The organism is Delftia sp. ZNC0008, assembly GCF_000799035.1.
Lineage (GTDB): Bacteria > Pseudomonadota > Gammaproteobacteria > Burkholderiales > Burkholderiaceae_C > Comamonas > Comamonas tsuruhatensis.
Genome location: NZ_JTKZ01000697.1, coordinates 1 through 14457, shown reverse-complemented (window position 1 = coordinate 14457; position 14457 = coordinate 1). Strand labels below are relative to the sequence as shown.

General features: G+C 64.4%; 12 protein-coding genes and 1 tRNA gene. All 13 read left to right on the top strand.

The features are described from left to right. Positions 1 to 280 precede the first annotated feature (280 nt). A protein-coding gene (gene prfB / locus L995_RS31490) for a peptide chain release factor 2 (RefSeq protein WP_126312227.1) occupies positions 281 to 1385 on the top strand; the annotation gives its coding sequence in 2 pieces (ribosomal slippage) (positions 281 to 361 and positions 363 to 1385; 1104 coding nt in all). A 78-nt stretch (positions 1386 to 1463) separates the two neighbouring features. Then, the gene (gene pepN, locus L995_RS22725; protein ID WP_047473805.1) at positions 1464 to 4190 is read left to right on the top strand and encodes an aminopeptidase N; all 2727 of its coding nucleotides are present in this window, start codon (positions 1464 to 1466) and stop codon (positions 4188 to 4190) included. Between the two features lie 198 nt (positions 4191 to 4388). Next, positions 4389 to 5396 (top strand): class 1 fructose-bisphosphatase, encoded by a 1008-nt coding sequence (locus L995_RS22720; RefSeq protein ID WP_012205101.1) that lies wholly within the window; start codon positions 4389 to 4391, stop codon positions 5394 to 5396. A gap of 26 nt (positions 5397 to 5422) precedes the next feature. Continuing rightward, positions 5423 to 5498 (top strand) — tRNA-Thr (locus L995_RS22715). A 749-nt stretch (positions 5499 to 6247) separates the two neighbouring features. Next, positions 6248 to 6934: an adenylyl-sulfate kinase gene (gene cysC, locus L995_RS22710; protein ID WP_047473804.1), complete on the top strand. Its 687-nt coding sequence runs from the start codon at positions 6248 to 6250 to the stop codon at positions 6932 to 6934. Between the two features lie 53 nt (positions 6935 to 6987). Further along, positions 6988 to 7566 carry an aspartyl/asparaginyl beta-hydroxylase domain-containing protein gene (locus L995_RS22705; RefSeq protein WP_231574509.1) on the top strand — a complete coding sequence of 193 codons (579 nt, stop codon included), beginning with the start codon at positions 6988 to 6990 and terminating at the stop codon, positions 7564 to 7566. Further along, positions 7559 to 8740, top strand: coding sequence for a hypothetical protein (locus tag L995_RS22700; protein ID WP_047473802.1), 1182 nt, complete (start codon positions 7559 to 7561; stop codon positions 8738 to 8740). Before L995_RS22705 ends, L995_RS22700 begins: the two co-directional genes overlap by 8 nt. Next, on the top strand, positions 8730 to 9227 hold the full coding sequence (locus L995_RS22695; protein ID WP_052013988.1) for a GNAT family N-acetyltransferase: 498 nt from the start codon (positions 8730 to 8732) through the stop codon (positions 9225 to 9227). Before L995_RS22700 ends, L995_RS22695 begins: the two co-directional genes overlap by 11 nt. Positions 9228 to 9284: 57 nt before the next feature. Next, complete coding sequence (locus L995_RS22690; RefSeq protein WP_047473801.1) at positions 9285 to 9806, top strand: phage tail protein; 522 nt, start codon at positions 9285 to 9287, stop codon at positions 9804 to 9806. Between the two features lie 22 nt (positions 9807 to 9828). After that, positions 9829 to 10356 carry a phage tail protein gene (locus L995_RS22685; protein ID WP_047219765.1) on the top strand — a complete coding sequence of 176 codons (528 nt, stop codon included), beginning with the start codon at positions 9829 to 9831 and terminating at the stop codon, positions 10354 to 10356. 9 nt (positions 10357 to 10365) lie between these two features. Further along, positions 10366 to 10893 carry a phage tail protein gene (locus L995_RS22680; protein WP_034364007.1) on the top strand — a complete coding sequence of 176 codons (528 nt, stop codon included), beginning with the start codon at positions 10366 to 10368 and terminating at the stop codon, positions 10891 to 10893. Between the two features lie 13 nt (positions 10894 to 10906). Beyond that, complete coding sequence (locus tag L995_RS22675) at positions 10907 to 11764, top strand: sulfotransferase family protein (protein ID WP_034364027.1); 858 nt, start codon at positions 10907 to 10909, stop codon at positions 11762 to 11764. Continuing rightward, positions 11761 to 14457: DUF4347 domain-containing protein (locus tag L995_RS22670; RefSeq protein ID WP_047473800.1), on the top strand; the 2697-nt coding region annotated here is incomplete at its 3' end. The genes L995_RS22675 and L995_RS22670, both read left to right, overlap by 4 nt.

Here is a 14457-nt window from a genome sequence, read left to right as displayed (position 1 = left end):
CCCGCCCCGCCCGGGGGCGGACACACCGGCCAAGGCCCGACCAGCTCCTGCTGGCCGGGCCTTTTTTCCGGGCGCCTCGCAGGCGGATCACGCCCCTGCCATGGCCAAGCCCTTCAAATCTGCCATGATCGACCGCTGCAAGCCCTTGTTTTGAAAGCCCTCGCCAGTCTGCCGCCCTCCCGCAGCCCCGCGCGACAGGCGCTTGGCCCGGCACGGTGCCCCAGCATGAGAAAATCGGCGATTCAGCCAAGAACACATTCATCAGAAGACGGAACACATCATGGAAGCAGAACGCATCAACCTCATCGGCAACACCCTCGAAGATCTGTCGCAGCGGACGGCAGATCTACGGAGGTATCTTTGACTACGATGCAAAGTACGAACGACTGCGCACGGTAAATGCCTCGCTGGAAGATCCCAGCGTCTGGAACGACCCCAAGAAGGCCCAGGAACTGGGCAAGGAAAAGAAGCTGCTCGACGGCGTCGTGCTGACGCTGCAAAAGCTCACCACCGAGCTGGCCGACAACGCCGAGCTGTTCGAGATGAGCAAGGAAGAAGGCGATGAGACCGGCCTGCTCACCATCGAGGGCGAGACCGCCAAGCTGCAGCCCCTGATCGAGGAACTGGAGTTCCGCCGCATGTTCGGCAAGGAAGCCGATCCGCTGAACTGCTTCGTGGACATCCAGGCCGGCGCCGGCGGCACCGAAGCCTGCGACTGGGCCGGCATGCTGCTGCGCCAGTACCTGAAGTACGCCGAACGCAAGGGCTTCAAGGCCACGGTCGAGGAAGAGACGCCGGGCGACATCGCCGGCATCAAGAGCGCGACCATCCACATCGAGGGCGAGTACGCCTACGGCCTGCTGCGCACCGAAACCGGCGTGCACCGCCTGGTGCGCAAGTCGCCCTTCGACAGCTCGGGCGGCCGCCACACCAGCTTTGCCTCGCTGTTCGTCTATCCCGAGATCGACGACTCGATCCAGATCGAGATCAACCCCTCGGACGTGCGCACCGACACCTACCGCGCATCGGGCGCCGGCGGCCAGCACATCAACAAGACCGACTCGGCCGTGCGCCTGACGCACATCCCGACCGGCATCGTCGTGCAATGCCAGGATGGCCGCAGCCAGCACAGCAACCGTGACGTCGCATGGCAGCGCCTGCGCTCCAAGCTCTACGAGCACGAGATGCAAAAGCGCATGGTGGAGCAGCAAAAGCTGGAGGACACCAAGACCGATGTGGGCTGGGGCCACCAGATCCGCTCGTACGTGCTGGACAACAGCCGCATCAAGGATTTGCGCACCAACGTCGAAATCTCGGCCACCCAGAAGGTGCTGGACGGCGACCTCGACGCTTTCATCGAAGCCTCGCTCAAGCAAGGCCTCTGAGTTTCAAGCCCCTGGGCGGCACCGGCCGCACAGGGGCTTGGACTCTGTCCCCTGATATTGGCATAGGAAGGAATCTGTATGCTGCAACTGCGTGACGGGCAGGCCCCTGCCACCGCCATCCACCGCGCCGACTACCAGGCTCCTGCCTGGTGGATCGACACCGTGGACCTGACCTTCGATCTCGATCCGGCCAAGACCCGCGTGCTCAACAAGATGCGCGTGCGCCGCAACACCGAGGTGCCGGCGCAGCCGCTGCGCCTGGACGGCGATGAACTGAACCTTGCGCGCGTGCTGGTCAACGGCGGCGGCACCTCGTTCAAGATGGACGGCGACCAGCTCGTGCTGGAGAACCTGCCCGAGGGCGGCGACCCCGTCGATCTGGAAATCTTCACCACCTGCGCGCCCGCCAAGAACACCAAGCTCATGGGCCTGTATGTGAGCCAGGGCACGTTCTTCACCCAGTGCGAGGCCGAGGGTTTCCGCCGCATCACCTATTTCCTGGACCGTCCCGACGTGATGGCCATGTATACCGTGACGCTGCGCGCCGACAAGACCGCGTACCCGGTGCTGCTGTCCAACGGCAACCTGGTCGAGCAAGGCGCGCTGGAAGACGGCCGCCACTTCGCCAAGTGGGCCGATCCGCACCGCAAGCCCAGCTACCTGTTCGCCCTGGTGGCCGGCAACCTGGTTGCGCGCGAGCAAAAGATCAAGAGCCGCGCAGGCCGCGACCACCTGCTGCAGGTCTTCGTGCGCCCCGGCGACCTGGAGAAGACCGAGCACGCCATGAACTCCCTCATGGCCAGCGTGGCCTGGGACGAGGCCCGCTTCGGCCTGTCCCTGGACCTGGACCGCTTCATGATCGTCGCAACCAGCGACTTCAACATGGGCGCAATGGAGAACAAGGGCCTGAACGTCTTCAATACCAAGTACGTCCTGGCCAGCCAGTCCACGGCCACCGACACCGACTACGCCAACATCGAGTCCGTCGTCGGCCACGAGTACTTCCACAACTGGACCGGCAACCGCGTCACCTGCCGCGACTGGTTCCAGCTGTCGCTCAAGGAAGGCCTGACCGTCTTCCGCGACCAGGAATTCAGCATGGACATGGCGGGCAGCCCCTCGGCGCGCGCCGTCAAGCGCATCGAGGACGTGCGCGTGCTGCGCACTGCCCAGTTCCCCGAGGATGCAGGCCCCATGGCCCACCCGGTGCGGCCCGACAGCTACATCGAGATCAACAACTTCTACACCGTCACCATCTACGAAAAAGGTGCCGAGGTCGTGCGCATGCAGCACAACCTGGTGGGCCGCGAAGGCTTTGCCTTGGGGCTGAAGCTGTATTTCGAGCGCCATGACGGCCACGCAGTGACCTGCGACGACTTCGCCCAGGCCATGGCCGACGCCAACCCCGACAGCGAACTGGCCCGGCGCCTGGACCAGTTCAAGCGCTGGTACAGCCAGGCCGGCACGCCCCAGCTGCGCGCCGAAGGCAGCTACGACGCCGCCGCCCGCACCTACACGCTGACCCTGAGCCAAAGCTGCGCGCCCACGCCCGGCCAGGCCGAGAAGCTGCCCTTCGTCATCCCCGTGCAGATGGGCCTGCTGGGCCAGGACGGCCGCGCGCTGACCCTGCGCCTGCAGGGCGAAGATGCGCAGGCAGCCGGCGACAGCCGCCTGTTGGTGCTGTCCGAACCCAGCCACAGCTTCGTCTTCACCGACGTGGACCAGGAGCCCGTGCCCTCGCTGCTGCGCGGCTTCAGCGCCCCCGTGGTGCTGCAGCACAGCGACAGCGATGCCGCCTTGCTGACCCTGCTGGCCCATGACAGCGATGCCTTCAACCGCTGGGAAGCCGGCCAGCGCCTGGGCCTGCGCATCGCGCTGCAGGCCATTGGCGACACCTCCATCACGGCAGACGCCAGCGGCCAGATCGCCGCTGCCCTGCTGCCGGCCTCCTTCGTCGAGGCCATGCGCGGCGTGCTGCGCCATCCGCAGCTGGATGCGGCCTTCAAGGAACTGATGCTGACCCTGCCCGGCGAAAGCTACATTGCCGAGCAGCTGGCCGTGGTCGATCCGCAGCGCGTGCACGCCGTGCGCGAAGCCATGCGCCAGCAACTGGCCACCGAACTGCAGGCCGACTGGCAGCAGGCATGGCAGGAGCACAGCGACACCGGCGCCTACCGCCCCGACCCCGTCAGCTCCGGCCGCCGCGCCCTGTCCGGCATGGCACTGTCCATGCTGTGCCTGGCCGCGCGCGCCTCGGGCGACACGGTCTGGCCCGGCAAGGCGCTGCAGCGCTTCAAGGACGCAGGCAACATGACCGACCGCATGAGCGCCCTGACGGCACTGGTGCAAAGCGGCCACCCGCTGGCCGCCCAGGCCCTGGCACGCTTTCACAAGCTGTTCCAGCACGATGCGCTGGTGCTGGACAAGTGGTTCGCGCTGCAGGGCGGCGCCTGCGACCGTGGCGGCAACGTGCTGCCGGCCGTCAAGCAGCTGATGAAACACCCCGACTTCCAGATCAAGAACCCCAACCGCGCGCGCAGCCTGATCTTCAGCTACTGCAGCGCCAATCCCGGCGCCTTCCACCGCGCCGACGCGGCGGGCTACGTGTTCTGGAGCGAGCGCGTCATCGAGCTGGACGCCATCAACCCCCAGGTCGCCGCCCGCCTGGCGCGTGCCCTGGACCGCTGGAGCAAGCTGGCCGAGCCCTACCGCACCGCTGCACGTGAAGCCATCGCCCGCGTGGCGGCCCGCGCCGAACTCAGCAACGACGTGCGTGAAGTCGTCACCCGCGCCCTCGCGGATTGACGAGCCACCCCCTGAGTCGCTTCGCGCCTTCCCCCTTGAATGGGGACGACACCCTCGGTGCGAGGCGGCTCTTCCTCGGTGTCCCTGGCTTGAGCAGCGCCGGTTTTATGCTGCAAGCCAGGAATCACTGAAATGCTGTTCATCAGCAGATGCATACGCCATGCCGCATCTGCTCCCGGATTTTTAGGAGTTGAACCCATGAAGAAAAACGTCAGCCTGACCCGCTACCTGGTCGAGCAGCAACGCGTGGACGGCCTCATCCCCGGCCAGCTGCGCCTGCTGCTGGAAGTCGTGGCCCGCGCCTGCAAGCGCATCAGCCAATCCGTCAACAAGGGCGCCATCGGCGACGTGCTGGGCACGGCCGGCAGCGAGAACGTGCAGGGCGAAGTCCAGAAGAAGCTGGACATCATCGCCAACGAGGTGCTGATCGAGGCCAACGAATGGGGCGGCCACCTGGCGGCCATGGCCTCCGAGGAAATGGAAGGCATCTACCTGGTGCCCAACCGCTACCCGCACGGCGAGTACCTGCTGATGTTCGATCCGCTGGACGGCTCGTCCAACATCGACGTCAACGTCTCCATCGGCACCATCTTCAGCGTGCTCAAGAAGCCCGAAGGCCACCCCGGCGTGACCGAGCAGGACTTCATGCAGCCCGGCACCCAGCAGGTAGCGGCCGGCTACTGCATCTACGGCCCGCAGACCACCCTGGTGCTGACCGTGGGCGACGGCGTCTCCATGTTCACGCTGGACCGCGAGCAAGGCTCCTTCGTGCTGGTGCAGGAAAACATCCGCATCCCCGAGGACACCAAGGAATTCGCCATCAACATGTCCAACATGCGCCACTGGGACACCCCCGTCAAGCGCTACGTGGACGAATGCCTGGCCGGCGTGGAAGGCCCGCGCGGCAAGGACTTCAACATGCGCTGGATCGCCTCCATGGTGGCCGACGTGCACCGCATCATGACCCGCGGCGGCATCTTCATGTACCCCTGGGACCGCCGCGAGCCCAACAAGCCCGGCAAGCTGCGCCTGATGTATGAAGCCAACCCCATGGCCTGGCTGGTCGAACAGGCCGGCGGCGCCGCCACCAACGGCAAGCAGCGCATCCTCGACATCCAGCCCACGCAGCTGCACGAACGTGTGAGCGTCATCCTCGGCTCGAAGAACGAAGTCGAAAAAGTGACGCAATACCATTCCGAGGCATAAATTTGCCGTTATAATTTTTGTCTGTCGCCGGTGTAGCTCAGTTGGTAGAGCAGCTCATTCGTAATGAGAAGGTCGAGGGTTCGATTCCTTTCTCCGGCACCAAACAAGAAGCCCCAGATTCGCAAGAGTCTGGGGCTTTTTTCATGCTGCCGCGGGCATCCCCCCTGCCTCCTGCGGGCAGGGGCGCTGCCAGCCCTCTGTCCCGCAACGACTCCCAGGCATAGCCTGGCCCTGCCAGGGCCGCGGATCGCAGCCAGGACCAGCCATTCGCTGCCTGCGCCGCTGTAGCCCGCTCGGGCGACATACACGCAGCGGCCCTGCTTCCAACATCCATCACACGTGACCTGCCGGGGCCGGACGGAAAAAGGGCTGCCGGCCCATGCACGCGCAGGAGCGCTCGGCGGCCGATATGGACTTGATGCCGGCAACGGAGCGTCCCATACGAATACCCATTTCCAGTGATATACCACTTTCCGTGCGTCTACTATGATCGCGGCTTCCTCTCATCTCAGCGATATTCATGGGAGCGAGTGGTATTAATGAAAATGAAAAATCATTTCGACCAAAATCTCACCTGCTTGCATGGTCGATAAACGTTTTCAAAAAAACTATTGAAAATGCCTTCTTGAAATAAATAGATAGCCAACAACCATCGCCGTTGGTTATTGACATCCCACCCAATCCCCTGACAGGACGCTCCGGCACGTTTTCCCCGGGGAGACGGGTGCGCCTGCACTGCGGAGAAGCGAATGTTGTCGTCAGTAATTTTTCTTGAAATTTCTTAACAATTCGTAGATATTCGCCCTGTCCGATTGACCCGTCTTTCGTTTTCCCGCTTTCCCACCCAAGCCATGCCATTTTCCGGCCATACCCCACCGCCCGACGTACATGCACAACCGTTTTGCATTACCAGGCAAGACAGGGAAAATCTGCATGGCCACAGGGCATGCGCCATATGGCTCACTGGTCTTTCCGGATCTGGCAAATCGACAATCGCGAATGCGCTGCAGGCCCGGCTGCATGCCGCCGGCAGACGCACCTATGTGCTTGATGGCGACAACATCCGCCAGGGCCTGAACCGCGACCTGGGTTTCTCCAACGAAGACCGTGCAGAGAACATCCGCAGGGTTTCAGAGGTCGCACGGCTGTTCGTGGATGCGGGAACCATCGTGATCGCCGCCTTCATCTCCCCTTTCCGGGCCGAGCGCGATGCTGCGCGGGCCTTGTTCGACAAGGGCGACTTCTTCGAGATCTTCGTGGATGTTCCCCTGTCCGTCGCCGAGCAGCGCGACCCCAAGGGCCTGTACATGAAAGCCCGCCGCGGCGAGCTGCGCCAGTTCACCGGCATCGACTCTCCTTACGAGGTGCCCTCTGCTCCGGACCTGGCCTTGGCCACGCACCAGCTCAGCATCGCTGCCTGCGTCTCGCGCATACAGACGCTGCTGCAGATGGAGCAGGCGGCCGAACCAGGCCCGGCAGCATGTGGCGTGGTGCCGCTGGTGGACTCACCCCTGCCGCTGGCCAAGGCACTGCAATGAATGCCAGGGCCATCCCGTCTTGTACAACTGTCGGCGCATGCGCCGGCGCGCCCTTGTTTGCCCGGCTGGAGGCCGAGGTACGGCTGCAGGGACTGCGGGACGAGGTCGATGAGCTGCTGTCCTCACACTGGTGTGACCATGTGAACCACCGCGGCTACGAAGGTGCATGGCGCGTGGTGCCGCTGCGCTGCCAGCGCCAGCATGTGGCGGCCCACCCCCTTCTTCAGAGCTTCTCCATCGAGGCGCCTGACGAAGAATGGGACGATCTGCCTTCGCTGCAGCACAGCCCGGCGATGCGTGAGGTGCTGGACCAGTTGCAATGCCCGCTGCGCTCCGTGCGCCTGATGCAGCTGAAGGCCTGCTCATCCATCAAGCCGCATCGCGACCATGGCTTGAGCCTGGAGCATGGCCAGGCGCGACTGCACGTGCCCGTCTACACACACCCCGATGTGCGATTCATCGTGGAAGGCCTGGAAATCCCCATGGCCCCAGGAGAGCTCTGGTACTTCAATGCCGACGCCACGCATGAAGTGCTGAACCAGAGCACGCAGGACCGCACCCATCTGGTCATCGACTGCATTGCCAACGCCTGGCTGGCCGACCGCATCGGCAAGGGACAGGCCTATGCATGAGCTGCAGGTCGCTTTTGCCGCACTGATCGCAAGCCCGTCGCAGCAGGCCTTGTTTGAGCGGGCTGGAAGTGTGGAATCGGTGCTCGCCCAGTTGCGGCTGCTGTGGCGTCTTCACGGCTGGGGCGATGCCCGGCTCATCCAGACTCTGGAGCAGTTGAGCAAGGAGGCTGCCGTGCCAGCCACCGCGCTGCTGGCGGGTGGCTGGCTTCCACACAGGTATGAGGCACGCACGCGCAGCATCCAGTGGTGCCTGCCGGACGGCCCTGCCACCGAGCCGTTCCATGACGAGTACATCAGCCGCTGCCTGCAGCGCAGGCTGCTGAATCAGTTCATCCGGCCACGCACGCCGCTGGCCGAGCTGTGCGCAGCCAGCGCTCCCAGGCGCTGGGGCCATCGCCCTGCCGGCTTCATCTTCCACCTCTCGCGCTGCGGCTCCACCCTGGTCTCGGGCAGCCTTTCCGAGCTGGACAGCACGCTGGTTCTGTCGGAGCCGCCGGTGTTCACCGAGTTGCTGCTGGACACCTCGCTGGACCGTGCGCAAAAGCGCGAGGGCATTGCCGGTCTGGTGTCGGCAATCACCGTCGCCGTGCCTGGGCGCCATGACCTTGTGGTCAAGTGGAATGCCTGGGACATCTTCCAGTGGGAGCTACTGCAGGACCTCTACCCCGAGGTGCCCAGCCTGATGCTGGTGCGCGATCCTGTGGAGATCCTGGCCTCGCACCACAGGCAGGCCGGCCGGCACATGTCAGGCGACCCGTCGCTGGCTGGCGCCAGTCCGGTGTTCTGTTGCGGCAGGAGCAGCCAACCCTTTGTCTCCATGCTCGACCATCGCATGCGCGTGCTGCAGGCACTGATGGAGCAGATGCGGGGCCTGCACGAAAGCCAGGGCGTTCCTGTGCTGCACTACAGCCAGCTGGGTGCCGGGGCCATGGAGCAGATAGCCCGGCGCTTCGGCCTTCATGCGAGCGAGGCCGCACGCCAGCGCATCGCCGTGCGCCTCAGCCAGCATGCCAAGGCGCTGGACCAACGCTTCTCGCCTGATGGGCAGGACAAGGCAGCCGTCTTTGGCGCAGGCGATCGCCAGGATATCGAAGCGCGCCTGGGCCCGCTGCACGCACAGCTGCTGCAGTGCGCACAACCCCTGATGGATGCGGAGGCCCTGCATGCTGCTTGAAGCGCTGCGCCCCCCCGGCCTGTTCACCCGTCCCGCTGAACCCGAAGACCGCGACTTCCAGCGCGCACTGTTTCTCTCCGCGCGCCCGCACCTGCAATCCCTGCCACTGCCCGGGGCCGCCCTCGCCCAGCTGCTGGATCAGCAGTACGACTTCCAGCAGGCCGACTACCAGCGCCGCTTTGCCGGCGCACCCCGCCTCATCGTGCAGGAAAGGGGCGTGCCCATAGGCGCACTGACGGTGCATGACAACGGAGCGGACCTGCACATCGTGGACATCGTGATCACGCCTGCCGTACGGGGACAAGGATACGGCGCGGCCCTGCTGCGCTGGGTGCAAGGCAGTGCCGCCGTGCTGGGCCGCCGGGTCACGCTGAGCGTCGATGCAGCCAACCACGGCGCGCAAAGGCTGTACGCCCGGCTGGGCTTCGCGTCATCGGGCATCGATGCCGTTCAACTGGGCATGGCCTGGCATCCGCCTGCCGCCTGAACACCTTCATACCCCTCCTGCACCCCCACAAAGCGATAACAGAAAGGCAACGCTTCCATGGAAAACTTCATTGGAGAAATCCGCTTGTATCCCTATGGCTGGCCTCCCAAGGGATGGGCGATGTGCGCCGGACAGATTCTGGCCATCAACCAGAACCAGGCACTGTTCTCGCTGCTGGGTACGCAATTCGGCGGAAACGGCAGCACTACCTTCGCGCTTCCCGATCTTCGTGGCCGGGTCGCACGGCACACGGGCGGCGGCTTGCAGCAAGGCTTGCCGGGTGGCGTGGAAAGCGTCACCTTGGTCGCCAACAATCTTCCCCAGCACACCCACTTCGTCATGGCAAGCACGGACAGCGGGGATGCGCCCGCGTTCAGCAACAACAGCATGGCCACGGCCACGCTCGTGGCCACCAGCGCCCCCACCAATTTCTATGCACCAGGCACCGCTGGCAAGCAGCCGATCGCGCCGGCCAGCGTCTCCAACACCGGCGGCAATCAGCCGCACGAGAACTGCCAACCCTCGCTGGTGCTGACACCGTGCATCGCGCTGACCGGCATCTACCCTTCGCGCAACTGACACGCGCCCACAGGAATACGCAATGGACTATTACCTTGGAGAGATCCGCCTGTTCGCAGGCAGTTTTGCACCCGCAGGCTGGCACCTGTGCGATGGCGCGACGCTCAACATCTCTGAATACGACGCCCTGTACTCGCTGCTGGGAACGATCTACGGAGGAGACGGGCAAACCACCTTCAAGCTGCCGGACCTTCGATCCCGCGTGCCCGTGGGGCAGGGAGCAGGCCCGGGGCTGACCAGTCGCGCCGTGGGTCAGCAGTTCGGAGTGGCACAGGTCTCGCTCACGACAAACCAGATCCCCACCCATTCCCACGGTCTTGTCGCCAGCACCTCCCTGGCTACCGCAGCACAGGCCACAGGGCTGGTGCCTGCACAAAACGGGTCCGATCTCTTCTATGCGCCACAGCCGGTGGCAGGGGCCAACCCACAGACCATGGCACCCGCATCGGTCACGGTCGCAGGCAACAGCCAACCGCACGACAACATCATGCCCAGCATGGCGATGAATTACATCATTGCGCTCTACGGAATCTACCCCTCCAGGAACTAGGACAGCACCATGGACGCTTTCATCGGCGAAATTCGCCAATTTCCGTTCAACTTCGCCCCCAAGAACTGGGCGCTGTGCAATGGCCAGTTGCTGGCCATCCAGTCCAACCCCGCATTGTTTTCCATCATCGGAACCTTCTATGGCGGCAACGGAACCACAACCTTCGGCCTGCCCAATCTGATAGGCCATGTCGTCACCGGAGCCGACCCGCAGCAGTCCTGGAACATCGGCTCCACGGAAGGCACTGATTCCGTCACGCTGCTGACCACTGAAATGCCCCAGCACAACCATTTGCTGACCGGGCTGAACAATCCAGGCACCCAGGCAGCGCCTGACAGCACGTCCTACCTGACGTTCGACGGTCGGGGGGGTACTGGGGTCGTGCGGTACATGCGAACCAACGGCACGCCCAGCGCCGCCATGGCTCCCAACATGCTGACTCCGGCCGGAGGCAACACCGCGCATGAGAATCGCCAGCCCTTTCTCGTGCTGAACTTCTGCATTGCGTTGCAAGGCGTCTTCCCCTCACGTAACTGACGTGCCGCAGCCCATGCCACGCACACTGCATTTCATCTCTGGCCTGCCGCGCTCGGGCTCCACGCTGCTCGCGGGCATCCTGCGGCAGAACCCGCGCTTTCACGCCGCGATGAGCAGTCCCGTGGCGGGGCTGGTCAACGGCGCCCTCGAGCAGATGGGCGCCGGCAGCGAATCCCACGCCTTCTTCGACGAGGCCCGGCGCAAGGCCATCTGCCGGGCCATCGTCGATGCCTACTATGCCGGCCAGCAGCAGCCCGTCCTCTTCGACACCAACCGCCAGTGGACGGCACGCATGCACCAGCTTGTGGAACTGGTGCCCGACTTCAGGATGGTGTGCTGCGTGCGCAATCCGGCATGGGTCATGGACAGCTTCGAGACCATCTACCGCAGGAACCCCTTCGACTACAGCCGCATGTTCAACGCGGCCTCGCGCCAGACGGTGTACAGCCGCTGCGAGTCGCTCATCCATGTGGCCGGTGCCGTGGGCAGCGCATGGACCGCGCTCAAGGAAGCCTACTACGGCGAGTTTTCCGAGCGCCTGCTGATCGTGGACTACGACCTGCTCACCCAGCACCCCCGGCGCACGGTGGAACTCATCTACCAATTTCTCGGCGAAGAGGCCTTCGCCCACGACTTCAATGCCGTCGAGTACTCCGAAAGCGAGTTCGATCTGCAACTGGGCGTCAAAGGCCTGCACGACGTGCGCCGGAAGGTGGCCTTCAAGCCGCGCCGCAGCATCCTGCCGCCCGACCTGTTTGCCAGGTACCAGGCCATGGACTTCTGGCAGGACACCACCGGCACCTCGGCCCACATCATCGCCAGCAAGAGAGCGTCCGCGACGGACACCGAAACACAGAGAGGAACACCATGATAGGCACCACATTCCTTGGCGGCTTCTCCGCCGCACTGCTTCCGCTGGGCCTGCTGGGCTCCGCAGGCCCGGCAGCGGGCTCGTACCTGCGCTCGTACCTGAGATCGCCCCAGGACTCTGGCGAGCAGATCGCCCTGCCCCTGTCCCGCAGTGCCGCGCCGGCGCGCGACCTGCGGCCTCGCCCCCCGGGAGAGCTGGAGATCGTCGTGGCATCGCCCGTCAGCGAACTGGTGATCGTGGACTCTGCCGTGCAGGACCGGGCCGTGCTGCAGCGTGCGCTCAAGCCCGGCGTGCAGATGGTGGAGATCGATGCCTCGCGCCCCGGCCTGCCCCAGTTGGTCCAGGCCCTGGCTTCGTTCAAAAATCTGTCAGCCGTCCACGTGGTCTCGCATGCCGAGGCCGGCGTGCTGCTGCTGGGCAGCAGCCGCATCACGGCCGAAAGCGTCAAGGGCGAGATCGAATCGCTGGCCGCACTGCGCAATGCCGTGCGTCCCGGCGGTGACCTGCTGTTCTACGGCTGCGATCTCGCAGCCACGCCCGAAGGCGAGCAACTGTTGGACATCGTGCAGCATGCAACGCAGCTGGACGTGGCGGCGTCCAGCAATGCCACAGGCAACCTGGCCCAGGGTGGAGATTGGCAGCTGGAGGTGCGGCGCGGCCACGTCGATACGCAGCTGGCGTTTTCGGACAAGGCTCTGGCTGATTTCTCGGGCGTGCTGCTGGCCAGCGACGGACCAAAGTCTTTCTCCAGCTTCAGCGTCAACAGCCTCGATCTAGTCCAGACGGATTTTCGCGTCTCCGCCTGGGACAGCACACATACACAACTGGGACTGCAAATATATTCAGCTGCGCCCTTCGCCGCCTACATCCAGAACGGAGGGACTGCGACCGGCACCTACTTCTATCTCAGAGCGGACGATATCAACACCACAAAGTTCGAGCTGACGGGCCTGTCAGCCGGTGAATTTGGTGCCTTCAGCCAGTTCACCAACGTGCGTATCGTGGGGATGCTGGCATCCGGTGGCACGGTCACGTCCAGCACCATCAACGGCAGCGACACGCCAGGAGAAGCGTTCACCTTCACGGCAACCCAGCTTGCCGATTTCAGTGGCAAGAAACTCAAAGGCTTCAAGCTCTATGTGGATTGCGGCGGGGACGGTGGCGCCTGCCCGGCAAACAAGTTCGCCGACTTCGAATTCCGCGGCTTCACGATCGCAGGGGCGCAGAACTCGCCACGCATCTCCATTGACCACATCAGCCTGACAGGAGCCACGGGAACAGGCGGAGCGTTCAAGATAGGTGACACCGTCACGGCACGCTGGAACAACACTGCCAGCGGAGACTACAACGCCACACCGATCACAGGCGTCAACTTCGATTTGTCCCAGTTCGGTGGCGGCGCTTCGGTGGCGGCTCTCAATTCTGCAGGCATCTGGACAGCGACCCATTTGCTGTCGGCTGGCGCCATCGATGCCACGAATCGCAACGTATCCGTCACGGCAAGCAACAGCAATGGTCCCGCAACAACGGCAGGCACGAACAATGCCACGGTAGACACCATTGCTCCTGTCGTCACCCCTGGCAACATCGCCCTGTCGGGAGCGTCCGGCGTGGGCGGCGCCTTCAAGGCCGGTGACACCGTGACCGCCCAGTGGAACAACACTGCTGCGGGCGACAACAACACTGACACCATCAGTGCAGTGTCCATCAACCTGTCCGCCTTCAACGGCCCGGTGGCCATACCGGCCACCAACGCCGCCGGGATCTGGACAGCCACCCTCCCGCTGCCGGCTGGGGTTGCAGGAAACAACCTCAACGCGAGCATCAGCGCCGTGGACAACGCCGGCAACATCACCACCACGGCAGGCAGCTCCAACGCCACCGTGGACACCCTGGCCCCCGCCGTCAGCAGCATCGCCGTCAGCGGCTCGCCAGCCCCGGGCGATGCCAGCGTGGCGTTCACGGCAACCTTCAATAAGCCAGTCACCAACATCTCCACCGACGACTTTACCCTGATCGGCACGGGCACGGCCTCAGGCACCATATCCAGTGTCTCGGCCAGCACGGGCAGCTCCGTCAACGTCAACGTTTCGGGCATCACGGGCACCGGCACCATCAAGATCAACCTGAACGGCAGCACCAACATCGCCGACAGCGTGGGCAACGGGCCGCCTGCGTCCTTCAACAGCGGCGGGACTCACACGGTCGCCGTTCCGGTGGCCCCTGGTGCTCCCACGGGTGCCACGGCCACGGCCGGCAATGCCCAGGCCTCCATCACATTCGCTGCCCCGGCCAGCAACGGCGGTTCGGCCATCTCCACCTATAACGCAGTGGCCAGCGGGGGCGGAGGCCAGACCGGATACTGCACGGGGCCGACAGCCTGCACCATCACCGTGCCCGGTCTGACCAATGGCATCAGCTACAGCTTCAACGTCACGGCCACCAACGGCGCCGGCCTGACCAGCGCAGCAGCCACGACCAATACCGTCGTCCCCAAGGGAACGCAGACCATTACCTTCGCCAATCCCGGCGCCCAGAACTTCGGCACCACGCCGACACTGGCGGCCAGCTCCAGCGCAGGGGCCAGCTATCCGGTGACCTTCGCCTCGTCCACCATGGGCGTGTGTACCGTCACTCCGACAGGCGCGCTGACCTTCGTGACCGCAGGCACCTGCACCGTTGCAGCCGACCAG